A 23,242-nucleotide genomic window follows, 5' to 3' on the forward strand; every position below is an offset into this window, starting at 1 on the left:
TCTTCCAGCGCATGCGCACGCTGCGTGTCGCGCGTTATCGCCACCAGCAAGCCTTCGTGCGAACGGGCGGTTTCCGCCACCAGCAAGGCACGGGCCGAGCCATGCGGCGGCGTCCAGTAGCGGCGCTGCTTGGGCGTCGTGGGTAGCGGGGGATGCGGGATCACGCTTGATGGGCTCGGGCTAGACATGTCAACGCTGCGCTGGTGGGCGCAGTTTCAGTCCGCGCCGGGGAAAGCTCATAAGTGTAACGCGATGAGCCCGGCGAACCGGGCTCATCGCATCAGCTATGGCTTGCGCTGCCAAGCAGTGACCCGCTTGCTTTTCATCCCCGCGCCAGCCTTTCGCTCAGGCGTGAGCGCGGGCCGCATCGGACCTTGCTGTCAGAGCTGCAGCGAGATCTGCGCGGTACCTGGTTCGTCGATCGCCAGGCGGCGGGTGAAGCCCAGTTCCTTGCATAGCTGCAGCATCGGGCGGTTTTCCACCAGAACATAGCCCCAGATCTCGGTCAGGCCACGGGCACGACAGTCGTCGACCAGCCGTTGCAATAGCAAGGCACCAAGGCCCAGGCGGGTCCAGTCTTGCTCGATCAGCACCGAAAACTCCGCGCTGCCGGCCGATTCATCGACATAGATGCGGCCAACGCCGCACATTTCGGCCGGCTTGGTCGATTCGTCCATCAGTACATAAGCGGTTTCGATGCTGGGGTCGATGCGGCACAGGCGTTGCGCCATCGGCTCCGGCAGCTCGGACATGGCGTGTAGAAAACGGCGGCGTACGTCTTCGGGCGAAAGGCGATGGAAACAGCGCTTGAGTGCGGCGACATCCGTCGGTCCGATACTGCGCAAATGCAGCTCGCGGCCATCCTCAAAGCGCAGTGGCTCGCCCAGGGATGCGCTGACGGTGGGCGCGTGCGCAAAGCGCACGCTGCTCGGTGGAGGCATGCCCATACGAGTAGCGCCCGAGTCGTAAGGATGGAGTAGGGATGGTTGCGTGTTTAGCATGTTCCATACTTTACCGTATTGTGTGCGACGCAGCATGAACAAGCGCTAGTGAAATTTATGAATATTTAAGCGAGAAAAAACGTGAGCATTTGAGGCTTGGTCAGCCGATGGATGGCCGGCTTGATCCATGGGCTTGCTGTGGCGCTTCTTTAAATATCAAGTAAAAACAATGTCTAATGACATTTTTGAGCTTGGCGCTGGGTGCGCTTTGACCAGCGCTGGATCAAGGCCTGTTGTCGCCACGGCCATGCCTCGGATGGTCGCCAGATCAGCTTTGCGGATGTTGCGAGGCAGCACGCTGATTTACAGGCCTCTCAAGCGATAGGCCGAGGCGCTTCGGCCTTCATCCGGGCTGCCCCGTATCCGGCCAGGGGGATCAGCGGGCAAGATGCTTGAAGGATCACGACACGAGCAGACCGATGGCGGCAAAACAAACAAAGGGCATGACGGTGGCGCAGTTGGATGCGCTTTGCGGGAACTGGCCCGGCGTGACGCGGGACATCAAGTGGGAGACGAATCTGGTCTTCAGTGTTGGTGAGAAAATGTTCGTGGTGATGCCCGCCGATGGCGGTGGGCGCTTGTCGTTCAAAGTCGAAGACGAGCGCTTTTTGGAGCTTACCGATCAGCCGGGCATTATTCCGGCGCCTTATCTGGCGCGTGCGCGCTGGGTGCTGATCGCCGAGCCGCAGCATTTCGATACCGCTGAGCTGGCGTCTTTCATCCGCGCCTCATACGGTTTAGTACGCGCCAAGTTAACCCGAAAATTGCAGGCATCGCTGGGTGCCTGGCCCGCCGAGCCGAGGAGCAAATCGTGAAGCAGCACATTGGCGGTATCACGCTGGTCGTCGCCGATTACGACGAGGCTATTGCCTGGTACACCCGCACACTGAGGTTTGAACTTGTCGAGGACACCGATCTCGGCAGCGGCAAGCGCTGGGTATTGCTGGCGCCGCCGGGAGCGCAAGAAACTCGCCTGCTGCTAGCCAAAGCCAGTGGCGCCGAGCAGCTGGCGCGCATCGGCGATCAAACCGGCGGGCGCGTCTTTCTGTTTCTGCATACCGATGACTTTCAGCGGGACTGGCAATATATGCGTGCGCAAGGCGTGCATTTTCGCGAACAACCCCGCCACGAGCCTTATGGCAGCGTGGCGGTATTTGAAGATCTTTATGGCAATGCCTGGGACTTACTGCAGCTAAAACACTGACCCAGCCTCAGCGCCCTGTGATATCCGCGGGGCGCGTGACTCAGCGAATGCCGACACCCAGGCCCACACCAAAGTTGATGTTTGGCTTGCCGCCGCGCATTTCTTCGGCCGTCCAAATGTGCGATTGCCCCACGCTGAGCAGAGGGAATACATAGCTGGCATCGCCGACCTTGCCGGCGCGGGTGCCATCGAGTTTGCCGCTGAGGGTGATCAGTGCTCCCGGCGGATAATCGATGGGCTCCACATAGCCCGGCATGACCGCGATAAAGCGGCCGCTGCCGTTGTCGCTGGCTTTGGGGCGTTGCGAGTTATCGAGCGGATAAGCCAGGATTTCGACCTCGCTGCGGTCAGAGAGATTCTTTACGCCGACAATGCGCCCACCCCAGATGACGCTGCGCTGGGTGAAACGTTCCGGCGATTGAGCCACCTCAAGCGGGGATGCTGCGACGGCATCCGCCGACGGTTTATAAATTGGTGCCGGTGCGCACGCCGCCAAAGCCAACAGCGCGGTCGGGGCGATGATCCGGCGCAAGAACGTGATGACATGAGTGCGCATGATGCGGCTCCTTAGGTGGTGTGGCTAGCGAAGTCACGGCACCAGCTTAATCGGTGCCGATGGATCCCGGTAGGCGCGAGGGGTGGGCCATCAGGCTGGCGGAGCACCGTCTTGCATCAGCCAGTCCAGCTGCCATTTGGCCTGACGGGTTTGTGACAGCAGGCGTGCCAGGGCGCGCATCGGCTCGCGCAGCGTTTCGTCCAGTTGCCATGGCGCATTGAGTATCACCATGCCCGAGCCGTTGAGACGCAGCGGCGAATCATCGGGATGTATCAAGAGTTCGGCGCGCAGCACTCGTTTGGCGCCGCAACGTTGCAGCCAGCGGTGAAAAGGCTGTACCTGACTGCGTAATTTGATCGGATACCACACCGCATAGATGCCGGTAGGCCAACGCAACAGCGCGGCTTTCAGCGTTTTCTCGATTTGCTTGTACTCGGCTTCTTGTGCTTCATACGGTGGATCGATCAACACCAGCCCGCGTTTTTCTTTGGGCGGCAACATGGCTTTCAATGCCTCGTAGCCATCACGCTGGTGCACGTGAATGCTGCGCGCGGCTTGCAATGGCGAGCCGGGGTAGAGCTTCAAACCACCCTCGTTACCTGGCAGCGAAAGAATCGCATCGAGCCAGCGGCGTAGCAGCGGCGGCAAGGCTTGCGCTGTTTGCGGGTTGGCCTGTGGCTGGTCGGCGCGTTGCAGATCGGGATAGAGCAAGCGCGTGATGCCGTCTTTGTATTCGCCGGTTTTACCGGCTTCCTTGCCATCGAGCGCGTAACAGCCACTGCCCGCATGGGTATCGATGACACAAAAGGGCGTCGGTTTAGCCTGCAATGCCTCGATCAGGGCGAGCTGCACGGTGTGCTTGAGGACATCGGCGAAGTTGCCGGCATGGTAGGCGTGGCGATAATTCATGGCGGTTTCGCTGAAGGGGTTGGCGATTATAGGCTCTCAGGCCGCGTGGAGCCTGCTCCAGAGTTGAGCTTGGCCGTTCGGGCTGGTTATGCTCGCGCCATGTCCGCCTATTCGCTAAAGCCTTTTCGCCGTTGCCGCGCGATGTTTGCGCTGGCTTTGTGCGCCTGGCTGATGCTGGTCAGCATGGCCTGGGCGCAGCAGGGCTGCTGCAGCACCGTGCACGGGCAAACCGGGGCGGCGATGGTCATGGCGATGGATGGTCACGCCAGCATGTCGGCTCATAGCATGCATGGCGATGGTCACGACACAGCGCACGCTGGCGACAAGCTACAAGCCCATTGCACTTGCGCCTGCGTATCGGCAACGGTGCCGCAGGTCGCCAGTGTGGCGCCGCCAGCGGCCATCGCCGATAGCGGCGACGCAGCTTACTTCGGTGGCGAAGCGCCACAGCCGACCCGCATACCTCCGCTAAGGCCACCGGCCGCCTGATCCGCTCTCGACGGCAACGGCTGAATTTCAGCCGCATGAACGTACCTGCCTGGCAGGTTTGAGTGACGGAGTGATTCATGGATAAGCAAGATCCGCGCGGCTTTCAGCTGCCGCGACGACGTTTCGTGCAAGGGCTGGCCTTGGGCGGTCTTGCCGCCGGGCTAGGCTTGTGGCGAGAGGGCAGCGCGTGGGCCGCCCAACCGGCCGCCCCGCGCAGTGAGTTGACGGGTACCCATTTCGAGCTGGAGATAGGCGAGCTGCCGGTCGATTACACCGGGCGCAAGCGCGTTGCCACGGTGGTGAACGGGCAGGTGCCCGCGCCGCTGTTGCGTTGGCGCGAAGGCGATACGATCAGCCTGCGGGTGCGCAACCGGCTGGCGGTCAGCAGTTCGATTCACTGGCATGGCATCGTATTGCCGGCCGATATGGATGGCGTCCCAGGGCTGAGTTTCGATGGCATTCCCGCAGGCGGTGAATATCTTTATCGCTTTACGGTGAATCAGTCAGGCACTTATTGGTATCACAGCCATTCGCGCTTTCAGGAGCAAACCGGCCTATACGGCCCCATCGTGATTGAGCCGCGTGACGGCGAGCGCCACCCGGCACAGCGTGACTATGTGGTGCTGCTAAGTGATTGGACCGATACCGACCCCGAGCGCATCTACGCCAATCTCAAAAAGCAGAGTGGCTATTACAACAATGGCAAGCGCACCGTAGGCGACTTTGTTCGCGATGTGCAGCACCAAGGCATCAGTCAGGCGTTCGCCGAGCGGCGCATGTGGAACCAGATGCGCATGGATCCGACCGACCTGGCCGATGTCTCCGCCGGCGCTTATACCTACCTTATCAATGGCCAGGCGCCCGCAGGCAACTGGACGGGCTTATTCGATGCTGGCGACAAAGTGCGGTTGCGTTTCATCAATGGCTCATCGATGACGTTCTTCGATGTGCGCAGTCCCGGTTTGAAGATGACCGTGGTCGCGGCGGATGGTCAGCCGATCGAGCCGGTCAGCGTGGACGAATTCCGTATCGCCACGGCTGAAACCTATGATGTGATCGTGGAGCCGAGTGCCGATCGTGCATGGACCATTTTTGCGCAAAGCATGGATCGCTCAGGTTACGCCCGGGCCACGCTGACGCCTCAGGCGGGCATGGCCGCCGAGGTGCCGCCACTGGATCCACGCCCCTTGCTCAGCATGCGCGACATGATGGGGCAGGTCGACATGTCTACGCCGGGGATGGATCACGGCGCCGGCAATATGAGCGGTATGGCCGGCATGGATCACGCCGCGATGACGCATGACCACGCCATGTCCACCGATGAGCTCAAGACCGGCCCTGAAGTCGATATGCGCGTAGCGAAGCCGCGCAGCAACCTCGATGATCCCGGTGTCGGCCTGCGCGACAACGGACGCCGCGTGCTGACCTACGCCGACCTGCATGCGGTCGACGCACCGATCTCAGCCGTGGTCGATCGTGAGATTACCTTGCGGCTTACCGGCAATATGGAGCGCTATCTGTGGTCGTTCGACGGCACTCGCTTCTCCAATGCCGAGCCTTTGCGCCTGAAACATGGCGAGCATGTGCGGGTGGTGTTGATCAACGACACCATGATGACTCACCCGATTCACCTGCATGGCATGTGGAGTGAACTCGAATCGCCGGACGGCCGTTTTCAAGTGCGTAAGCACACCCTGGTGGTACAGCCCGCGCAGCGCATCAGCTATCGGGTGAGTGCCGATGCGCTGGGACGCTGGGCCTATCACTGCCATCTGCTTTACCACATGGAGGCGGGCATGTTCCGCGAGGTGGTGGTGGCATGAGCGCGCGTAAACTCGTCATACCCTTGCTTGGCATGAGCCTGTGGCCACTGGCAGCAATGGCCGGTCAAGCCACCGATGCGATGCCCGGCATGCTCATGCCGGCGGCGACACCGCCGACACATCATCGCGTCGCAAAACCCGCCAAGCCCGCTGCAAAGCCTGACGCGGATCCGCACGCCGGAATGGATATGTCGATGCCCGGCATGGACCATTCCGACGGCGCCCAGCCCATGGTCATGCCAGACACTTCGGTACTACCGCCGAATAGCCACGTAGCTCCTGCCGCACCGCAGCTGCAGATGCCGGAGATGTCAGCTGCACATATGGTCGACGTGATGCAGATGGATGACACCGGGCGGCGCGGCATGCTGTTGCTGGATCGACTGGAGCGCAGTCGCAGCACCGGCGGCGACTATGCAACCTCATGGGAGGCCGAGGGCTGGTGGGGCAGCGATACCAATCGGCTTTGGCTAAAAACCGAAGGGGAACGTCGCCGAGAGGGCACGCAAGACGGTCGTGCTGAAGTGCTATGGGGCCATGCCACGAGCACATTCTGGGACTGGCAGCTAGGCGTTCGCCAGGATTTTGCTCATGGGCCCAGCCGGCCATGGGCCGCTTTGGGCGTGCAAGGTTTGGCACCGTATTGGTTTGCATCGCAGGCGACGTTTTACATCGGGCCGAATGGCCGCACGGCGGCGCGTTTCGAAGGCAGTTACGACCTGCTTTTTACCCAACGGTTGATTCTGACGCCCAAGTTGGAGTTGAACTTCTACCGTAAAAACGACCCGCGTCGCGATATCTCATCTGGCCTGTCTGACGCACAGGCGGGGCTTCGCTTGCGCTATGAATTCAGTCGTCGCTTGGCGCCTTATGTTGGCGTCAACTGGGCGTACCGTCATAGCAATGGCGTAGGCATGGAAAATCAACCTACACGCGAGACCACCTGGGTGGCTGGCGTGCGGATCTGGCTCTGAGGAAAGATCATGAAACTACTTATGGCATGGCTGACGTTGTTATTGCTGTTGATGGTTGCCGCTGTCGTCTTCGTGACCTCGGGCACGTATGACATCGGTGCAGATCGCCCGCACTGGGCCTTGACCGAGCAGGTGATTGCCACCTTGCGCAATCGTTCTATCGCGCATCAATCGTCCGCTGTGGTGGTGCCCGATCTGGAAGATCCGGCGCGCATTCGTAGCGGAGCGCAGCATTACGCTGAAATGTGCGCTGCCTGTCACCTCACGCCGGGGATGCGTCAAACCGAATTGCGCGAGGGGCTGTATCCGCAGCCGCCCGACCTATCCCAGCATGGCGTGCATGACCCGGCCGAAGCTTTCTGGGTAATCAAACATGGCATCAAGATGACGGCGATGCCGGCATGGGGACGCAGCCATGACGATGCGGCGATCTGGGACATGGTGGCATTTGTGCGGCATCTACCAGGAATGGATGAGGCGCAATTCGAGGCCTTGGCAGGCATGCCTGGCAACGATGGTCATGGTGGTGGGCATAGTCACGAGCACGGCGGCCACGATCATGATGAGCACGATGTTGACCATGACGATCACGCAGGCCACGCCGATCACGATCACGATGCGCCACCCATGCCTATGGCGCCAGCGGCGGCGTCGAGCGCCGCTGGCCATTGATCGAAGGGGCACAAGGATGTAGCTGCTGCGATGTGCTCGCCGGTGTCGCTTTTCGATGGCGAGATGGACAGCGAGTGGCTTGATGCCACTCGCCGGTCGATCACTTAGTAAGCGACGGTAATTCGCTGGCGCAATGCATCGTTCTTCTCGATGCGATCAAGCAGGGCCATCGCGTAATCGGCAATGGTGATGCGGCTGACACCGTTGGCGTCGAGCAGCACCTTGTCGCCACCGACGCGATAGGCGCCGCTGCGCTCACCCGGCTCGATCATCTTGGCGGGGCTGATATAGGTCCAGTCCAGGTCGGCCTTGCTGGCACGGAATACCTCCAGGGCCTTGCCCTGCGCCTGGGCTTCAGGCTTCCACATCTCGGGAAAATGCGCGTCGTCGATCACTTTCACGCCTGGCGCGGTTTCCAGCGAGCCGGCACCGCCTACCCAGAGCAAACGCTTCACGCCAGCCTTGGGCAGGTTGTCGAGCAAGATCGCGGCATTGCCAGGAACGCTGGACAAGTCGCCATCGCGGCGGGCCGACAAACTGGCGATTACCGCATCGGTGCCACGCACCGCATCCTGCCAGCTTTCCGGCTTGGCGACGTCGCCGGTGATCACTTGAAGCTTGGGATTGTGTTGAGTCAGCCGGCTCGGATCACGGACCACGGCCACCACGTCATGACCGCGTGCCAGTGCTTCATCGAGAATGCCTTGGCCGATGTGGCCGGTCGCGCCGAAAAGTGCAATTTTCACGTTCGATCTCCCAAAGAGGGTGAGGGTAAAAAAAGGATGAGTATGACAACAGTGAGGGTGAAGTTGGTGGGGGCAAAGGCGCTATCGATCGGGCTCAAGGCCACGACATTTCGCCCTTGCTGACTTTGCTGCTCAATGCCAGTGAAGCCTTCAGGCCGGCCTGCGGATAGCGCTGCTCCATGGCCGCGGTGAGCGTCGCGGCATCCTTTGCCTTGGCCGCTTCGGCGTCATAGGTTTTGATGTAGTCGCGGGTGTAGTGCACGGCGCTGAGATCAAACGTGCTACCGGCCTGGTAATGGCCAGGTACCACCTTGAGCGGCTTGAGCTGGTCAATATGTTGCAAGCTGGCCAGCCATTGCGTGTGCGACTGCGGGGTTTGTGTGTCGGCCATCCATACATGCAAGTTGTCGAACACCACCACGCCGCCGACAACCGCCTTCAATGAAGGAATCCACACAAAGCTGCGATCGGGTGTCGGGCCGTCGAGGCCGATGACTTCCAGCTTGCGGCCTTCCAGCGTGATGGTGTCGCCAACGAGTGCATCGGGTACCACGATCGAGCCAGGGGCATCCTGTTTCAGGATCGGTCCCCAGTAGGCGAGCTTGGCTTTCGCGGTGGCCTGGATATGCGCCACCGTGGGCTTGCTGGCGATGATCCTGGCCCATGGAAAGGCCGCATGCAGCACATCGAGGCCGAAGTAGTAATCCGGGTCACCATGGCTGACATAAATAGTCGTCAGGTTCTTCTTGGAGGCCTTGATCTTGTCGACCAATTTCTGCGCATCGCCACGGGCGAACTGAGCATCGATCAGAACGGCATCGTGAGTACCTTCCAGCAGCACCGAAGTCACCGGGAAGATCGCCTGGTCGCCGGCGTTATAGACATCCAGCGTCAGCGGCTGTTCTTTGGCCTGCACGGTACCGGCCAGCCCGGCCAGCGCCAGGCCGAGCGAGAGCAGCGTAAGAGAAGTGCGGAGCTTGCGCATAGAAGCCTCGGTGGTCGAGTAAGCGTTTAGGTGGTGCTAGCTTGCGCTGTTAATTGATGCGGATATACGAACCAATAGAGAATTCACTGTAAAGTCATGCTTTACAGTGAGGCGACCATGGCAAGTGAAGTCAATCTCAATCGGCTGGCGATCTTTGCCGCCTTGGTGCGGGCGGGCTCGTTTACCGCAGCCGCCGAGCAATTGGGCATGACCAAGGCGATGGTCAGCCAGCACCTGGCTCGGCTGGAGCAAGAGCTGGGGGTGAGCCTGTTGATGCGCAGCACCCGGCGTATGTCGCTGACCGAAGCGGGGGCGATGTTCCATACCGATTGCGTGCGCATCCTGAGCGAGACCGATGCGGCTATCGAACGTGTCGGTGAGAGCCGCGACACCCCCACCGGCACGCTGCGTATCACCACGTCGGTGGATTACGGGGTGGCTATCGTCGCGCCGGCGGTCGCCAGCTTTCTCAAGTTATATCCGATGGTACAGGTCGATCTCACCTTAAGTGACCAGGTCAGCGATTTGATCGCCGAGCGGTTTGATCTCGCTATCCGCGGCGGCTGGTTGCGCGATTCCAACTTGCGCGCGCTGCGCTTAAGCAGTTTTCGTCAGTTGCTGGTGGCTGCACCGACTTATCTCGCCGCCAGCGGGGTGCCCCGTCGTCCGGCGGATCTGGCTGGGCATGCCATGGTTGCGCTGTCTGTACTGGCGTCGCCATCGCGCTGGATTTTTACCAGTTCAGGCGGAAAGCGGAGCACCGTGCGAATTCCCCAAGTGGCCCAGGCCAACAGCGCCGCCGCCGTGCGTGCCATCGCCCTGGCGGGTGCGGGCGTAGCGGTGTTGCCGGATTACCTCGCCGAGCCAGATATCCGTGCCGGCCGACTGGTGGCTTTGCTGGCGCAGTACCGGTTGCCCGAAGGCGGCATTCATGCCGTTTATCCCAGTCGGCAGCCAGCGGCCAAGGTGCGGGCCTTTATTGCGCATTTGCGAGACCGTTTGAGCGATGCCGCGGGTATGACCAAGAGCTGAGCGACTATGAGCTTGTGTTGCCGCAACCTTATGCGTAATTGGTCGTGCCTAATCGATCACGCTGTGGCTTTCGGTGGTGCCAAGCAATTCAGGCTGCGCCGTGGGATGACGCTGGCGGCTAAGCCAGGGGTGTACGAACACTGCGGCCAGGATGACCGCGACACCGGCATAAAACCAGCGATTCAAATCGTGTTGCTCACCCAGCAGCACGATCGCCAGCACGATCGCATACACCGGCTCCAGGTTGGTCACCATCTGGGTGCCGAAGGCGCTTAAATGGCGCAGCGCCACCAAGGCCAGGGCGAACGGCAGCAAGGTGCAGCCAAACGACAACAGCAGTAGCAAGATGGCATCGTGTGCATTGGGTAGCACGAAGGCCGCCCCGCTATGCGGCAGCAGCGGGGCCAGCAAGGTCAGGAACATCGCGCCGGTGCCCAGCTCGATACAGGTGACGGTCAGCGGGTCAGCGTGGTCGACAAAGCGCTTGTTGAGCGAGCTGAACATGGCGACCAGCAAGGCCGACACCGCGCCCACGGCGATGCCGATGCGCATGCCGGCGGGTACGCCGCCGACCACCATGGCAACACCCGGCACCACCGCCACGCCCATCAGTAACTCGGCGGGATCGAAACGGCGCTTGGCAATCCAAGGCTCGACCAAGGCAAGAAAAACCGGGGCGAGGGCAATACAAGTGGCTGCCACCGAGGCGTTGGCCAACTTGATCGCGGCATAAAAAGTGAGCCAATGCAGGGCGACCAATAAACCGATGCCCGCGTAAGCCCAACGCAACCGCGCCGGCATCGCCTTGATGCCACGCCAAACCTTGGGCATCAGCAATAGCGATGCGGCCACCAGCAACATGCGCCACCACACCAGGGGCAATGCCGGCAAGGTGATGAGAGCGCCGAGAATGGCGGTAAAGCCCCACAGCAATACGCAGAAATGAATCTGCAGGCGGGCCTTGTTGACGGCTTGCATGGGGAGGTTCGTCTGGGGAGTGGCCGTGCATTCTAACGGTGTCGCAACGTTTGCCGCCCGTTTTCGAATGTTGTCGACAGTGATCGCCAGGGGCGTCGCTGGCGTCAATGCCTTCGCTAGGCGTCGCCGTCCGGGGATGACGACTCCCTCGGACGGCGGCTAGGTGCGCGGTTACTCGCTCTCGGGCTCGCCCCCGTCACGCTGCCAGTAGCCCTTGGCTTTTAGCCAATCCTTGGGAATGCCGCGTTCTTCACTCAGGTATTGCCGCAGTTGGCGGGCTCGTTGCGATTCGGTGGCGATCCAATAAAAAGTATCGCCGGCGGGCGTGGGCAAGCGCCGCAAAGCGGTTTCAAGCAGATTGCTGCTAGCCGCATCGGCACCTTGACGCTCCAGCCACTGCACCTCGAACTGCGCGTTGGAACGCAGCGACTGACGATCGGCGCGGTCCGGAATTTCCGCCAGCAAGGTGACCGTAGCTGTGGCTGGCATGACTTCCAGCCAGCGGCCCATCGCGGGCAAGGCTGTTTCATCGCCGATCAACACATAGTGATCAAAATCATCGGCGACGATGAATGAGCCTCGCGGCCCGGCAACCACCAGGGTTTGTCCGACGCTGGCCTGGGCGGCCCAGATCGAAGCGGGGCCATCGCCATGCAAGACGAAGTCGATGGTCAGTTCGCCGCGTTCGGCGTCGTACTTACGTGGCGTGTAGTCGCGCATCGGCGAGGGTTCGCGGTCGCTCGGATAAATAGGGCCATCGGGCCCCATCTTCGGCAGCACTAGTTCACCCATACTGTTGGGAAAGAACAGTTTGACGTGATCATCGGGGGCGCTGCTTATGAAACCATCCAGTTCACTGCCGCCGAAAACAATGCGTTGCATATGCAAGGTGAGCCGTTCCACGCGCAATACGTTTAAGTGACGAATGACGATGGGATGGCGCAACCGCTGTGACTCATGTGTACCCATGGGATACCTCTGTAGAGGGGATGCAGGGGCCGGCTACGGGCCTGGCGTGACGAATGCAGCGCAGGCGATGGCGGTGGCATGGTGGTAGTGGCGTTGTATAGATAAAGCGCATGCAGTGCATTTCAAGCTGTGTGTTGTTTTTGCTGGATCACACCTCTTGCTGCCACTCAGGTGGTAAGGCTTTCGCGGTGTTGCGGGGTCAGCCGATAGCCCAGCCGTTCGGCGATCTGGTGCAGCACCCGCAAGGTGCGGTTCTCGCTAGTTTCAGTGCTGGGTGCCGCCTGCCGTTCGGCAAAGCCGAGTTGCTCCAGGTCATGCAGAAAATCCTCGATCTGGCCTAGCAGCTGGCTGACCTCCAAGGAGTCTGATAGCTCTGCCGACTTGCGCAGGCGCCAGCGAATGCGGCCGTGCGGTTGTGCCTGGGCTTGAGCGAGACCCAGTTTCTCAAGCTCGCGCATAAAGCGATAAACCGTGCCCATGCTGACGCCGGGGTGGTGGGCCCGGGCGTGTTGCAACAACGCGACGGCGTCACAGCTGTGTTCTTGATCAAGCAGTGCGGTGAGGATCGCTTTGCGTGGGGCGGTGACTAGCAGGCCATGCGTTTTGCAGCGGGCCTGCCATCGTTCGGGGGCGTTTAGCTGTTCATTCACGGCGGGTTCCCGCGGCGATATCGCTGGCCGCACGCTCGAGGATGGCCGCCACGCGCTGTCCTTCGGCCTTATTCCAATCGGTGTCGCGCATCAGCAAGGCGTGCTTGAGTTTGTGCATGGCAATGCGCACGGGCATCGGCAAGGCCATCTTGGCGGCCATGCGGGCGCTATGCTCGGTGCGGGCGATGACCGCGTCGACCAGCTCACGGTTCTCATCGAGATAGGCACTGCCTTCGGCGGTGATCGCATAAAGCTTGCGGCCGCCTTGTTCGTTCTCGACCTGAGCGTAGCCGAGTTCTTCGAGCATGGTCAGGGTAGGGTAGATGGCGCCGGGGCTGGGGGTGTAGTTGCCATGGAACATCTCCTCGATGGTGCGGATCAGCTCATAGCCATGGCGCGGCTGTTGTTCGATCAAGGCGAGCAGCAGCAATTTGAGATCGCCGTGGCCGAACATGCGGCCGCCGCCGCGGCGACCGCCGCCTCCACGCAAACCGTTCCAGTCAGCGAAGGAATGGCCGCCGCGCTCACCGAACGGGCCACGGCCGGCATGGTGTTCGTGGCGGCTACCTTGAAACTCGTCATCCGCATCATCATTCCAGAAGGGCCGATGGGTGTGCTCATGCCAGCTGTGGCGCATGGCGCGGAAAAACATGTGATATCTGTGCATACGTTGTTACTCCGATATATCGTAGCAAGTGATTTGACGATATATCGCAACTATATCTTTAAGCAAGTGCCGCCCCGCCTTCCGGTGGCTGAAGATGTCATGGCTCTGCGCCCAAGCGCGTAGCCGCCATGGCATGGGTGGCTTGCCCTTCAATGAATGAGGTCGTGATGTCGCGTGAGAATTTGATGGGCGGGCGCCGGGGACAAGGCCGCAGCGAGCCGCCGCCAAAGCAAAGCCTGCGCGAACGCTTTGTCGCGCTGCGTAACCTGCCCCCGTTTTTGCGTGGCATCTGGCGCACCAGCCCGAGCATGAGCATCGCCAGCATTTTCTTGCGCTTGCTGCGCGCGTTACTGCCGGTGGCAACGCTTTATGTCGGCAAGCTGATCATCGACGAGGTCACCCATCTTTTTCGCAGCGGTGGCTTGCATGCGGATCTGTCGGCCTGGCTCAGTGACCCGCTGCTGCATCGGCTATGGTGGTTGCTGGCATGGGAATTTGCCTTGGCGGTAGGCGCTGATCTACTGGGGCGGATTGTTTCGCTGATCGATTCATTGCTATCGGAGCTGTATACCAACACCACCAGCGTGCAACTGATGGAGCACGCCGCATCGCTGGATCTGGAAGATTTCGAAGACGCCGACCTGCAAGACAAACTGGATCGCGCCCGCCGCCAGGTGGCTGGGCGCAGTTCATTGCTGTCGCAGTTGCTTGGCCAGGCGCAAGACATGGTCACCATTGTCAGCTTTGCCGTGGGGCTGGCGATTTACGCGCCGTGGCTGATTGTGCTGCTGTTGGTGGCGCTGGTACCGGTGTTTGTCGGCGAACTGCATTTCAACGCACAAAGCTACGCGGTCAATTACCAATGGACGCCTGAGCGGCGTGAGCTGGACTATCTGCGCATGCTGGGCGCCAGCACGCAAAGCGCCAAAGAGGTGAAAAGCTTTGGCCTCAACCGTTTTCTTATTGACCGTTACAGCGAGCTTTCGCAGTCGATTTATCGGGCCAACCGGTTGATCGCCGTACGTCGGGCCGGCTGGGGCGGCTTGTTCACCACGATTGGCACGATCGGCTACTACTGTGCTTACGCAATCATTGCGCTGCGCACGGTACAAGGTCATTTCACCATCGGCGACCTGACCTTTCTGTCGGCCTCGTTCCGCCGCCTGCGCAGCTTGCTGGAAGGGCTGTTGGTCGGGTTTTCACAAGTAGCGGGACAGGCGCTGTATCTGGATGACTTGTTCTCGTTCTTCCAGATCAAGCCGCAAATTTTTTCGCCCAAGCATCCGCGACCGTTTCCCCACCCCATTCGCGAAGGCTTCGTCTTCGACAATGTGGGTTTTCGCTACCCCGATGCAGAGCGCTGGGCGGTGCGTCATCTGAGCTTTACGCTACATGCCAACGAGGTGCTCGCGCTGGTCGGCGAGAACGGCGCGGGCAAGACCACCGTAGTCAAATTGCTTTCGCGTCTCTACGACCCCAGCGAAGGTCGCATCCTTTTAGACGGCCATCCGCTGGCCGAATACGACTTGCAAGCGTTACGCGCGAATATCGGTGTGATCTTTCAGGACTTCATGCGCTATTACCTCAGCGCGGCCAGCAATATCGCGGTGGGGCGCATCGAGGCACGAGACGACCAGGCGCGTATCGCCGACGCGGCTCGCCGCAGCGTGGCCGATGAGGTGATCGCCAAACTGCCCAAGGGCTACGAGCAAATGCTAGGCAAGTTGTTCAAGGGCGGGGTGGATTTGTCCGGCGGCGAATGGCAGAAAATCGCCATTGCGCGTGCGTATATGCGCGATGCTCAGTTGTTGATACTCGACGAGCCCACGGCGGCGCTGGATGCGCGCGCTGAGTTCCAGGTGTTTCAACGCTTCAAAGAGCTATCGCAAGACAAGAGCGCGGTAATCATTTCGCATCGCTTCTCCACCGTGCGCATGGCCGATCGCATTCTGGTGCTGGACGACGGCCGCATCGTGGAGATCGGCAGCCACGATGAACTGGTGGCCGCCGGTGCTCACTACGCAGAGTTGTTCGAATTGCAGGCTGCCGGCTACCGCTAGGTGGCCGGCCTGGGCCGGTCGATCGCGTGAAGCGAGAGAGCGGCGCGCCGCTCAGGCGACAAAGCTTGCGTGTGGCCGGCGGCTGAAGCGATACACCGAGGCCGGCGGCAGGTTGAGCAGTGCGCTGCCCACACGTACCGCTTGCAGATCCAGTTGTTGCAGCAGGTTGTCCGACAGCGGGCAGCGCGGCCCATAGGTGAATTGGTAGAACACCCCGTCGGCATGCAGTTGCTGGTCGAAAGCGCCCTTGAGAATCGCCGCTACTTTTTCGCTTGGCATCGACAATAGCGGCAGCCCGCTGATGATGGCGCAGGCGCGTTCTTCACCAAAGAGCGGCCGGGTTTGGCCCAGTTGCGCGGCGTCCATGCTGAGTACGCGCGCCTGCGGATAACGACGGGCCAGGGCCTCGGCAAAGTTGGGGTCGGCTTCGATCAAGGCCAGGCGATGCACCGGCAGGCCACCCTCCAGCAGCGCGCGGGTAAACACCCCGGTGCCAGGGCCCAGCTCGATGACCGGGCCATCGAGCTGACCGATATGGGCGGTCATCAGGCGCGTCAATGCCGGCCCTGAAGGGGCCACGGCGCCAATGCTGCGCGGATCGCGCAGCCATGCGCGTAAAAAAGCCAGGGTATCGCTCAACGACATCGACAACTTCCAGTGGAAAGGGCAGCGGCAGTCCAGGGCCGCCATCGGCGTAAAGCTAGCAAGTGCAGATGAACCTAATGTTCAGATTTGCGGGCAAGACGGAAGACGTGCAGATTTTACTTCCCGCGTACTGGAATATTGATGCTGCAAAGGTCGATTTTGCCGGCCGGCAACTGATAGAAATCGTCGCGGCGGTTGCGTTTAGCCTCGATCAGCGCGGCAAAGGTGGCGCTATCGGTGCGCAGTACCTCGAGCTTGCCGCGTTCAGCCGCCGGCAGGTCGGCGGCAAGGCGAACGAAGGTGATGTTCAGGCGTTGCGCCGGCTTCTCATAGAAACCCAACGGGCCGGTGCCTCGCGGCAGACCTGAAAGGTATTCCATGCCTTGCAGCACCCGGCCGGCGATAGCGAGATTGCGATCCAGGCCGCGCGGCGCCTGGCCGATGACCGCATACAGCGAGCTGCCGCTGCCAGTCTCCGGGCCTATATCGCGGGCGACGCCGACCATGCCGTAGCAATGAGTTAGCCATTCCTGCCCGCTGGCTTTGTCGCGGGCGACCGGGAAACCTTCCGAAAAACCCACCTCGGGTGCGTAGACATCGCCATCGGGCAAGCCGGTCCACGGCAGTTTGCCGTCGATCGGCCGGGTGTATTCCGAGGGCAGCGTATGTTTCGCCGTGCCCATCGATCGCAGCTTGTTCTTGTCGCCCTTATCGTCGTCCTCGGGGTCGCCCCACTGGCTGACGAAGTTATCCTGCACGCGTACCACCGCCAGCCCATCGAAATAATGCTCACGCACCAAGGTGCGGATATTGGCGGCGTGCAGCGGGGTGAAATCCGGCGCCAGTTCGATGACCACGCGGCCTTGCGGCAGCTGCATGAACAACAGATTCTCGGGGGCAGGCTTGCGCCACTCATCCGGCTTCGATCGCTCCAGCAGCTCTTTCGGCGTCGGCGTCTTGCTTGCAGCTGGGGTTTCGGCGCTGGCATAAGGCAAGGCCAGTGCGCAAAGCAGGGACAGACCGAGCAGACGTTGGGCGAATCGGGACATGGCTAACCTTGCGCTGAAGGGATGGCAGTGCTGCAAGGTAACAGAGGGCAGGGGTGGGTAGGGAATAGGCCATCGCCGGCGGGACTGCGGCCTGTGCTGGCAAGTGCCGTTCGTTGGTGGCGGCTTGCTTGAGGTCATCAATGACGGCCGTGGATCAATGACAGATCGCGATCCAGTCCGGTGCCTGCGCCGCCAGTTTTTGCGCCGTAGCCAGATAGCGGCCATCGAGTTTTGCCGCCAGCCAGTAAAGCGTGCCGCTGGTCTTGGGATCCCATAGCCCGCTATAGCCACGCTCTCCCGCTTTCAGCCGAGCAAGGTCGAACGGCACCTTGGTATGGACAAACTCTTGATGCGTACGTTGACCGTCGGCGTAAGGACGCAGCCAGTTGAGTGCAAGCTGTAGCGAGCCGCCTTGCGGGGTCCGATAGCTCAACCAGTCGCCTCCTATCCCGTAGGGTTTTGCCGCCAGCGCGGCCTGTACCAGGGGTTGCAGGTCATAGACAACGTAGTGCAACGCATCGCGTTCGCTGAAATCCACGACGCTGCCATCGGCCTGGATGTTGTCGGCGATCTGCTGCTTGAATAGCGAAAACGCGCGGCCCAGCATGGCCCGGTCGCCGAGGGCGGCGGCACTCATGGTGATCAGTTTGACGCGGTGGCTTTGCCAGTTATTGAGCATGGTCGGCGATGCCGGCCGGGGTGCTTGTTGAATGCGTTCGATATAACCGTTGCCGAGTTTGCGCAGCAGGGCTTGTACCGCCGCCCGCGTGCTCGGCTGCAAGGCATCGGCGGTCAGGGTATAGGCGTCGATCAGTCCATCCAGGTTGGTTTCGTCGATGGGATTGAAATCCGCTTGGTAGGTGGTTGCCCAGGCGGCCAGATAGGTATCGACTTGCTGCAGATAGCGCGGGTCGCCGCTGATCCGCCAGGCTTGCGCGGCATGGCGCATGATCGGCCAGTCCTTTTCCGCGGCGATGCTCTGGTCGCGAATGCCTTGATGCGGCAAGGTCCCTTCGGTATGCAGATGCGCGATGGCGCCCGGCGGGTCGTTGAGATGATGGCTGGCGCCGTCGAGCAAGGCTGTTGCCGCGGCGGTGCTCTGCGTGGCGATGCTGCACCAGCTCAGCACCGGCGAGCTGGTCGCCGCATGATCGACCGCGGTGTGGCCTGCGCTCGCCAACACCATCGCGATGCCCATGAATATACCGGCCGCTCGTGGGGTGCCTGCTTTATACGTGCGCATCAAAGTCTCTCTACAGGCTGTGCCACGGCTAGTTTGCCGTGAACAAGCGTGCAGATCAGCCGGGCAAGTAATTGCGTTCCGAAAGCTTTCAGCAGCAAGCCCGTGGCAAATGGCAGACATGCGCTCAACCGGTGGCGATGGGCTACGCAACAACACCGTTTGTATATCTAGCCAGCTAACGAGCGCTCGCGCGTCATGCACGTCAGAACGGCGCTGTGGCATGTCGATGCAAAAAAGCTGTGCCGCGCGAACGGCATCTGGGTGACTCGTCTATTGCGTACACACCAAGCCGCCACCGATACCCAGGCAGAGGCGTTTTGAAAGTTTGAGGGCCAGCTCGCGTGGCGAAGGCCGGCTTGGTTTGTCGGCTAACGGTGTGGCGGCCGGGCCTGTTGCCTCGGTCGATACTGGCGGCGTGGTCAATTGTTTTGCCAGCTGCCAGTCGGCGATGTGGCCATGCAGAAACAGTAATTCAGTCCAGAGCGAGCTCATGGTGGCCTCCGGGCGGGTGGGCATAAAAGAGTGATGAGGACGGTACGAAATCAAAAGCGCAGCGGCTTGCTGATCTAATCGCGGGTGTCGCCGCTAAGTGGCGTGGCGAGCATCGAAGGGCGCAGGCACATACGCTCGTACCACGACGACAGACGCGGCCTTGCGGCTGAAAAATCGTAGACACTACGGAACTCAATCCAGCTAAGCGTGGTTGCCAAAGCGATGTCGCCGATATGCGGGGTAGCGCCTGGCGGGTTATCGGCATCGACCAGGTGTTCAAGAAAATCGCAGGCGCTGATGATTTTCTGCATCTGCCCTACCTGCATGGGACGCCAGCGTTTAGATGCTGGGCGCCGCTCGGTTTCCCAACGAACCGCAATGCCGGCATCGGCAATACCCTGGGCCAGCGCCTGGGTTCGCAAGGCGTGAAAGCGTGCCGTGGGCTCGTCCGGTATCAGCTTTTGCCCTTGATGCATGCCGTCCAGGTATTCACAGATCACATTGGAATCGAACAGCTCCAAGCCATCGTCGCAAATCAGCACTGGCACCTTGCCCAACGGGTTGAAGGCAAAAACCTCTTCGTTGCAACGGGTGGGGCTGGTCTCCTGATGGATGACTTCCAGGCGATGGTCGATCCCCATTTCATGCGCCGCAACCAGAACTTTGCGGGCATACGGCGAGTGCGTTTGGTAAAAAAGTTTCATAGCGGGGTCGGGGCATCCCTAAGGTGATGTAATTAGATGGCTAGGCAGCGAGCAGCCGATGACGCAGTTCGACGGAGATATTGCCGCCGCACAAAATGGTCGCCACACGTCGGTCGGCAAAGCGGCCCGGCTCGGCCAGGATGGCGGCGATGCCAACGGCGCCGGCGGGCTCCAGCACCAGATCGAGATGCCGATGAACCAGCTGCATGGCCTTGAAAATGTCAGCCTCCGATACCGCGACCACCGCATCGCAACAAGCGCGCAGATGGGCCAAGCTGTCTGCTATGGGTACGCGTACGGCGATGCCGTCGGCGATGGTGTTGGCGCTTTCCGTTTCAATCGCTTGCCCGGCCTCCAGCGAGAGTTTCATGGCCGGGGCAGCAGCGGCGACCACGGCGATGATGTCGACATGGGGGGCTATATGGCGAAGTGCCGTGCCCACGCCTGCGAGCAAGGCACCATTCCCCAGCGGTACCAGCATGGTCTCGAATGGTTGAGCGCTAGCCAGTTCGATGGCGATGGTGCCGGCACCCTCGGCAATAGCCGGCTCGACGCCATCTTCGACGAAGCGCATGCCGTGCTCGTTGGCATACTCGCGTGCGGCGTGTTTGGCTTGGTCAAAGTCATGGCCGACCAGGTGCACGATGGCGCCGAAGCGGCGCATGGCCTCGACCTTGAGCGGGTTGGCCGTTTGCGCGGCGAAGACATGGCACGGCGAACCGCGCTTGGTCGCGGCGCGCGCCAGCCCCTGGCCGAAATTGCCGGCCGATGCGCAAACCATCGATTCCCCGGCGCGCAAAGCCGTGGCACAGAACAGTTCAGTGCCACGGCCTTTGAACGAGCCGATAGGATTGGCGGTTTCGATCTTGGCCACGACATGGCAGCCCAGCGCGGCGTTAAGCGCATCATCGCTGGCCGTGGGCGAATTCAGAAAGACCGGGTCGATCTGCCGCGACGCGGCAAGAATGTTTGCGATCTGGGTGAGCTGGTTCATAGACAATGCCGCGGCCGTTAGCTGCACAGAAGACCACTTATGCTAGGGTTCGGCCGCGCGGCGTGGCCGCATAGATCGGCAGCAAAACAGGTTTTCTCCCCGCTACCCGGAACGTTTGCGCTTAGATGGCTATCGAGCTGGATAAATTTGATCGAAAGATTCTGGTGATCGTGCAAAACGACGCACGCCGCTCGGCCGAGATGATCGGCGCGGAAATCGGCTTGTCGGCATCGGCGGTGCAACGACGGATGTCGCGTCTGCGCGAAGAGGCGGTGATCACCGCCGAGGTGGCCATCGTCAATCCCAAGAGCGTCGGTTACCCGCTGACCATGATTGTCGACATCGAGGTCGAGCGCGAACGACCCGAATTAATGGTCAGCCTGAAGCGCTGGATTGCCGCCGAGCCGGCCATCCAGGAGGCGTGGTATGTCACCGGCGATGGCGACTATGTGTTGATCGTCACCACGCGCGACGTCGAAGCCTACGATGTGCTGATGCAAAAACTCATGACCGAGAACGCCAATGTGAAACGCTTCCACACGCGTGTCGCGCTGGGTACGGTCAAGCGCGGCTTGCGAGTTCCGCTGGATGAGCTGCCGGAATAAGACGGCGGTCGAATCAGCGTGAGCTCCAGGGGTAGGCGACCCGGGTTCTTTGCGCGGCAGCCTATGACCAATGGGAGGGGATGCCGCAGCCAGGTTGGGCCTAGCATCGCAGCGCGGCTTATGCCCGAGCCACCTCCACGGACAGTCAGGAGCACGCCATGCGACCTCGTTGCCTTGTTGCTGCCACCCTCGTCAGTGCCCTGGGTCTGGCTATGGGCACCGCGTATGCCGACGTGCCGGTCTCCAAAGATCAAGCCTATGCCGCGGGCACGCTGAAGATCAGGGTAGATGCGACCGATGTCGCCAGGCGTATTTTCCGGATCCATGAAACGGTGCCGGCCGTGCCGGGGCCGTTGACCTTGCTGTATCCGCAGTGGACAGCGGGCGAGCATTCGCCCACCGGACCGCTGGATAAATTCGCCGGCCTGACTATCAAGGCGAATGGCAAGCTGCTGCCGTGGACGCGCGATCCACTCAATGTGTATGCGTTTCATCTTGAGGTGCCGCCAGGCGCCGATGCGGTCGAGCTCGAATTCCAGTTTCTTTCATCGCAAGGAAAGGACCAGGGCAACGTCATGATGACGCCACAGATGCTCGATCTGCGCTGGGTCGCCATGAGCCTGTATCCGGCCGGCTACCGGGTGAATCGCATTATGACCGAGGCCAGTGCGACCTATCCCAGCGGCTGGCCATCGGCTACGGCGCTGGAAGTGGCTTCGCGCGATGGCGACACCATGCATTACAAGCCGATCAGCTACGAGGATCTGGTCGACTCTCCGGTATATGCCGGCAAGTACTTCAAGCGCATCGATCTGGACCCGGGCGCTGCGGCGCCGGTGCATTTGAACCTTGTCGCTGACGATCCGAAGTACCTGGAAATCAAGCCTGAGCAGATCAAGGCGCATCAACAACTAGTGCAGCAGATGTACAAGCTCTATGGCGCGCATCACTACGATCACTACGACTTTTTGTTGTCGCTCAGCGGCAAGCTGGGCGGCAATATCCTCGAACACCATCGCTCCAGCGAGACGGCGCTGGACGCAGATTATTTCACCGACTGGGATAGCGGCGCGATACAGCGTGACCTGTTGCCGCACGAGTTCAATCATTCGTGGAATGGCAAATACCGACGCGGCGCCGATCTGGCGACGCCCGACTTCAATGTACCTATGCAGAATTCGCTGCTATGGGTTTACGAGGGGCAGACTCAATTCTGGGGGCAGGTAGTTACTGCACGCTCAGGTATGTGGAGTGCCGAGCAGTTTCGCGACATGCTGGCCTATGTCGCGTCACTCTATGACAAGGGCCGCCCGGGCTTGATGAGTTCGGGCCTGATGAGTTCTGGCCAGGCGAGTTCAGGCCAGGCGAGTTCAGGCCAGGCGAGTTGGCGCAATGTGCAAGATACAACCAACGATCCCATCATCGCATTGCGTCGGCCGCAGCCCTACGTAAGCTATCAAGGCAGCGAGGAGTATTACGATGCCGGTGAATTGATCTGGCTCGATGTCGATGGAAAGCTGCGAGCGTTGAGTGGCAACAAACATAGCCTGGACGATTTCAGCCACGTTTTTTTTGGCATGCAGAACGGCAAGTTCGACGTCAACACCTATACCTTCGACGATGTGGTGAGCGCGCTGAAGCAGATCGCGCCTTACGATTGGGCCGATTACCTGCGGCAACGCCTGGATGGGCATGTCTCTCTACTGGGCGGCCTGGAGGCGCATGGTTGGAAACTGGTTTACACCGACAAGCCTACGAGCTTGCTCGATGCTGCCTATGCGCATTTTGGAGTGGC

General features: G+C 60.8%; 27 protein-coding genes. 11 read left to right on the forward strand and 16 right to left on the reverse strand.

Annotation, left to right across the window (positions count from 1 at the left end):
• Positions 1-188, reverse strand: a 188-nt coding sequence (locus OUZ52_RS16115) for a hypothetical protein (RefSeq protein ID WP_266159560.1), incomplete at its 3' end; no start/stop codon positions are given.
• Between the two features lie 192 nt (positions 189-380).
• Positions 381-947 (reverse strand): GNAT family N-acetyltransferase, encoded by a 567-nt coding sequence (locus OUZ52_RS16120; RefSeq protein ID WP_266159561.1) that lies wholly within the window; start codon positions 945-947, stop codon positions 381-383.
• A 473-nt stretch (positions 948-1,420) separates the two neighbouring features.
• Between OUZ52_RS16120 and OUZ52_RS16125 the strand changes: the two genes are divergently transcribed.
• Together OUZ52_RS16125 and OUZ52_RS16130 are read left to right on the forward strand one after the other, a co-directional pair.
• A complete protein-coding gene (locus OUZ52_RS16125) occupies positions 1,421-1,816 on the forward strand; it encodes an MmcQ/YjbR family DNA-binding protein (RefSeq protein WP_266159562.1) in 396 nt (131 codons plus the stop codon).
• Positions 1,813-2,205, forward strand: a complete 393-nt coding sequence (locus OUZ52_RS16130) for a VOC family protein (RefSeq protein WP_266159564.1) — start codon at positions 1,813-1,815, stop codon at positions 2,203-2,205. Before OUZ52_RS16125 ends, OUZ52_RS16130 begins: the two co-directional genes overlap by 4 nt.
• 40 nt (positions 2,206-2,245) lie before the next feature.
• Here OUZ52_RS16130 and OUZ52_RS16135 read toward each other — a convergent pair whose 3' ends face one another.
• Together OUZ52_RS16135 and OUZ52_RS16140 are read right to left on the reverse strand one after the other, a co-directional pair.
• Complete coding sequence (locus tag OUZ52_RS16135) at positions 2,246-2,761, reverse strand: Slp family lipoprotein (RefSeq protein WP_266159565.1); 516 nt, start codon at positions 2,759-2,761, stop codon at positions 2,246-2,248.
• Positions 2,762-2,851: 90 nt separating this feature from the next.
• A complete protein-coding gene (locus tag OUZ52_RS16140) occupies positions 2,852-3,670 on the reverse strand; it encodes a 23S rRNA (adenine(2030)-N(6))-methyltransferase RlmJ (RefSeq protein ID WP_266159566.1) in 819 nt (272 codons plus the stop codon).
• 99 nt (positions 3,671-3,769) lie between these two features.
• Between OUZ52_RS16140 and OUZ52_RS16145 the strand changes: the two genes are divergently transcribed.
• The 4 genes from OUZ52_RS16145 (at position 3,770) to OUZ52_RS16160 (ending at position 7,628) form a co-directional block, all read left to right on the forward strand.
• Positions 3,770-4,159, forward strand: a complete 390-nt coding sequence (locus OUZ52_RS16145) for a hypothetical protein (protein WP_266159567.1) — start codon at positions 3,770-3,772, stop codon at positions 4,157-4,159.
• A 77-nt stretch (positions 4,160-4,236) separates the two neighbouring features.
• The gene (locus OUZ52_RS16150; protein ID WP_266159568.1) at positions 4,237-5,982 is read left to right on the forward strand and encodes a copper resistance system multicopper oxidase; all 1,746 of its coding nucleotides are present in this window, start codon (positions 4,237-4,239) and stop codon (positions 5,980-5,982) included.
• A complete protein-coding gene (locus OUZ52_RS16155) occupies positions 5,979-6,956 on the forward strand; it encodes a copper resistance protein B (RefSeq protein ID WP_266159569.1) in 978 nt (325 codons plus the stop codon). The genes OUZ52_RS16150 and OUZ52_RS16155 overlap by 4 nt, the downstream gene beginning before the upstream one ends.
• Before the next feature lie 9 nt (positions 6,957-6,965).
• A complete protein-coding gene (locus OUZ52_RS16160; RefSeq protein ID WP_266159570.1) occupies positions 6,966-7,628 on the forward strand; it encodes a c-type cytochrome in 663 nt (220 codons plus the stop codon).
• 104 nt (positions 7,629-7,732) lie between these two features.
• Here OUZ52_RS16160 and OUZ52_RS16165 read toward each other — a convergent pair whose 3' ends face one another.
• Positions 7,733-8,374 carry an NAD(P)-dependent oxidoreductase gene (locus OUZ52_RS16165; RefSeq protein WP_266159571.1) on the reverse strand — a complete coding sequence of 214 codons (642 nt, stop codon included), beginning with the start codon at positions 8,372-8,374 and terminating at the stop codon, positions 7,733-7,735.
• Positions 8,375-8,468: 94 nt separating this feature from the next.
• The gene (locus tag OUZ52_RS16170) at positions 8,469-9,359 is read right to left on the reverse strand and encodes an MBL fold metallo-hydrolase (protein WP_266159572.1); all 891 of its coding nucleotides are present in this window, start codon (positions 9,357-9,359) and stop codon (positions 8,469-8,471) included.
• Positions 9,360-9,476: 117 nt separating this feature from the next.
• Between OUZ52_RS16170 and OUZ52_RS16175 the strand changes: the two genes are divergently transcribed.
• Positions 9,477-10,391 (forward strand): LysR family transcriptional regulator, encoded by a 915-nt coding sequence (locus OUZ52_RS16175; RefSeq protein WP_266159573.1) that lies wholly within the window; start codon positions 9,477-9,479, stop codon positions 10,389-10,391.
• 48 nt (positions 10,392-10,439) lie between these two features.
• On the opposite strand, the gene OUZ52_RS16180 is transcribed toward OUZ52_RS16175, so the two are convergent.
• The 4 genes from OUZ52_RS16180 to OUZ52_RS16195 all read right to left on the reverse strand — a co-directional run bounded on the left by OUZ52_RS16180 (position 10,440) and on the right by OUZ52_RS16195 (position 13,418).
• Positions 10,440-11,369, reverse strand: coding sequence for a DMT family transporter (locus OUZ52_RS16180; protein ID WP_266159574.1), 930 nt, complete (start codon positions 11,367-11,369; stop codon positions 10,440-10,442).
• Positions 11,370-11,540: 171 nt separating this feature from the next.
• Positions 11,541-12,338, reverse strand: a complete 798-nt coding sequence (locus OUZ52_RS16185; RefSeq protein WP_266159575.1) for a siderophore-interacting protein — start codon at positions 12,336-12,338, stop codon at positions 11,541-11,543.
• 167 nt (positions 12,339-12,505) lie between these two features.
• Positions 12,506-12,988: a transcriptional repressor gene (locus OUZ52_RS16190; protein WP_266159576.1), complete on the reverse strand. Its 483-nt coding sequence runs from the start codon at positions 12,986-12,988 to the stop codon at positions 12,506-12,508.
• On the reverse strand, positions 12,981-13,418 hold the full coding sequence (locus OUZ52_RS16195; protein ID WP_266159577.1) for a PadR family transcriptional regulator: 438 nt from the start codon (positions 13,416-13,418) through the stop codon (positions 12,981-12,983). The genes OUZ52_RS16190 and OUZ52_RS16195 overlap by 8 nt, the downstream gene beginning before the upstream one ends.
• Here OUZ52_RS16195 and OUZ52_RS16200 point away from each other — a divergent pair.
• Positions 13,392-13,778, forward strand: a complete 387-nt coding sequence (locus OUZ52_RS16200; RefSeq protein ID WP_266159578.1) for a hypothetical protein — start codon at positions 13,392-13,394, stop codon at positions 13,776-13,778. The genes OUZ52_RS16195 and OUZ52_RS16200 overlap by 27 nt on opposite strands.
• Positions 13,779-13,840: 62 nt before the next feature.
• Positions 13,841-15,715, forward strand: a complete 1,875-nt coding sequence (locus OUZ52_RS16205; RefSeq protein WP_266159587.1) for an ABC transporter ATP-binding protein — start codon at positions 13,841-13,843, stop codon at positions 15,713-15,715.
• Positions 15,716-15,766: 51 nt separating this feature from the next.
• Here OUZ52_RS16205 and OUZ52_RS16210 read toward each other — a convergent pair whose 3' ends face one another.
• The 6 genes from OUZ52_RS16210 to OUZ52_RS16235 form a co-directional block, all read right to left on the reverse strand.
• A complete protein-coding gene (locus OUZ52_RS16210; RefSeq protein WP_266159579.1) occupies positions 15,767-16,360 on the reverse strand; it encodes a class I SAM-dependent methyltransferase in 594 nt (197 codons plus the stop codon).
• A 116-nt stretch (positions 16,361-16,476) separates the two neighbouring features.
• A complete protein-coding gene (locus OUZ52_RS16215) occupies positions 16,477-17,409 on the reverse strand; it encodes a peptidylprolyl isomerase (protein ID WP_266159580.1) in 933 nt (310 codons plus the stop codon).
• A gap of 154 nt (positions 17,410-17,563) precedes the next feature.
• The gene (locus tag OUZ52_RS16220) at positions 17,564-18,652 is read right to left on the reverse strand and encodes an alginate lyase family protein (protein WP_266159581.1); all 1,089 of its coding nucleotides are present in this window, start codon (positions 18,650-18,652) and stop codon (positions 17,564-17,566) included.
• A 270-nt stretch (positions 18,653-18,922) separates the two neighbouring features.
• Positions 18,923-19,144 (reverse strand): hypothetical protein, encoded by a 222-nt coding sequence (locus tag OUZ52_RS16225; protein ID WP_266159582.1) that lies wholly within the window; start codon positions 19,142-19,144, stop codon positions 18,923-18,925.
• A 74-nt stretch (positions 19,145-19,218) separates the two neighbouring features.
• Positions 19,219-19,848, reverse strand: coding sequence for a glutathione S-transferase family protein (locus OUZ52_RS16230; RefSeq protein WP_266159583.1), 630 nt, complete (start codon positions 19,846-19,848; stop codon positions 19,219-19,221).
• Between the two features lie 40 nt (positions 19,849-19,888).
• Positions 19,889-20,842: a threonine ammonia-lyase gene (locus tag OUZ52_RS16235; RefSeq protein ID WP_266159584.1), complete on the reverse strand. Its 954-nt coding sequence runs from the start codon at positions 20,840-20,842 to the stop codon at positions 19,889-19,891.
• A gap of 125 nt (positions 20,843-20,967) precedes the next feature.
• Between OUZ52_RS16235 and OUZ52_RS16240 the strand changes: the two genes are divergently transcribed.
• Positions 20,968-21,447: an Lrp/AsnC family transcriptional regulator gene (locus tag OUZ52_RS16240; RefSeq protein WP_266159585.1), complete on the forward strand. Its 480-nt coding sequence runs from the start codon at positions 20,968-20,970 to the stop codon at positions 21,445-21,447.
• A gap of 158 nt (positions 21,448-21,605) precedes the next feature.
• Positions 21,606-23,242: M61 family metallopeptidase (locus OUZ52_RS16245; protein WP_266159586.1), on the forward strand; the 1,637-nt coding region annotated here is incomplete at its 3' end.

This window comes from Dyella silvatica, from assembly GCF_026283955.1.
Lineage (GTDB): Bacteria > Pseudomonadota > Gammaproteobacteria > Xanthomonadales > Rhodanobacteraceae > Dyella_C > Dyella_C silvatica.

What these genes read in the sequence shown, in the direction of transcription:
- OUZ52_RS16120 (WP_266159561.1), bottom strand. Translation starts at nt 947, where the DNA reads ATGGGCATGCCTCCACCGAGCAGCGTGCGCTTTGCGCACGCGCCCACC.
- OUZ52_RS16125 (WP_266159562.1), top strand. Translation starts at nt 1,421, where the DNA reads ATGGCGGCAAAACAAACAAAGGGCATGACGGTGGCGCAGTTGGATGCG.
- OUZ52_RS16135 (WP_266159565.1), bottom strand. Translation starts at nt 2,761, where the DNA reads ATGCGCACTCATGTCATCACGTTCTTGCGCCGGATCATCGCCCCGACC.
- OUZ52_RS16140 (WP_266159566.1), bottom strand. Translation starts at nt 3,670, where the DNA reads ATGAATTATCGCCACGCCTACCATGCCGGCAACTTCGCCGATGTCCTC.
- OUZ52_RS16145 (WP_266159567.1), top strand. Translation starts at nt 3,770, where the DNA reads ATGTCCGCCTATTCGCTAAAGCCTTTTCGCCGTTGCCGCGCGATGTTT.
- OUZ52_RS16150 (WP_266159568.1), top strand. Translation starts at nt 4,237, where the DNA reads ATGGATAAGCAAGATCCGCGCGGCTTTCAGCTGCCGCGACGACGTTTC.
- OUZ52_RS16155 (WP_266159569.1), top strand. Translation starts at nt 5,979, where the DNA reads ATGAGCGCGCGTAAACTCGTCATACCCTTGCTTGGCATGAGCCTGTGG.
- OUZ52_RS16160 (WP_266159570.1), top strand. Translation starts at nt 6,966, where the DNA reads ATGAAACTACTTATGGCATGGCTGACGTTGTTATTGCTGTTGATGGTT.
- OUZ52_RS16170 (WP_266159572.1), bottom strand. Translation starts at nt 9,359, where the DNA reads ATGCGCAAGCTCCGCACTTCTCTTACGCTGCTCTCGCTCGGCCTGGCG.
- OUZ52_RS16175 (WP_266159573.1), top strand. Translation starts at nt 9,477, where the DNA reads ATGGCAAGTGAAGTCAATCTCAATCGGCTGGCGATCTTTGCCGCCTTG.
- OUZ52_RS16180 (WP_266159574.1), bottom strand. Translation starts at nt 11,369, where the DNA reads ATGCAAGCCGTCAACAAGGCCCGCCTGCAGATTCATTTCTGCGTATTG.
- OUZ52_RS16185 (WP_266159575.1), bottom strand. Translation starts at nt 12,338, where the DNA reads ATGGGTACACATGAGTCACAGCGGTTGCGCCATCCCATCGTCATTCGT.
- OUZ52_RS16205 (WP_266159587.1), top strand. Translation starts at nt 13,841, where the DNA reads ATGGGCGGGCGCCGGGGACAAGGCCGCAGCGAGCCGCCGCCAAAGCAA.
- OUZ52_RS16210 (WP_266159579.1), bottom strand. Translation starts at nt 16,360, where the DNA reads ATGTCGTTGAGCGATACCCTGGCTTTTTTACGCGCATGGCTGCGCGAT.
- OUZ52_RS16215 (WP_266159580.1), bottom strand. Translation starts at nt 17,409, where the DNA reads ATGTCCCGATTCGCCCAACGTCTGCTCGGTCTGTCCCTGCTTTGCGCA.
- OUZ52_RS16220 (WP_266159581.1), bottom strand. Translation starts at nt 18,652, where the DNA reads ATGCGCACGTATAAAGCAGGCACCCCACGAGCGGCCGGTATATTCATG.
- OUZ52_RS16225 (WP_266159582.1), bottom strand. Translation starts at nt 19,144, where the DNA reads ATGAGCTCGCTCTGGACTGAATTACTGTTTCTGCATGGCCACATCGCC.
- OUZ52_RS16230 (WP_266159583.1), bottom strand. Translation starts at nt 19,848, where the DNA reads ATGAAACTTTTTTACCAAACGCACTCGCCGTATGCCCGCAAAGTTCTG.
- OUZ52_RS16235 (WP_266159584.1), bottom strand. Translation starts at nt 20,842, where the DNA reads ATGAACCAGCTCACCCAGATCGCAAACATTCTTGCCGCGTCGCGGCAG.
- OUZ52_RS16240 (WP_266159585.1), top strand. Translation starts at nt 20,968, where the DNA reads ATGGCTATCGAGCTGGATAAATTTGATCGAAAGATTCTGGTGATCGTG.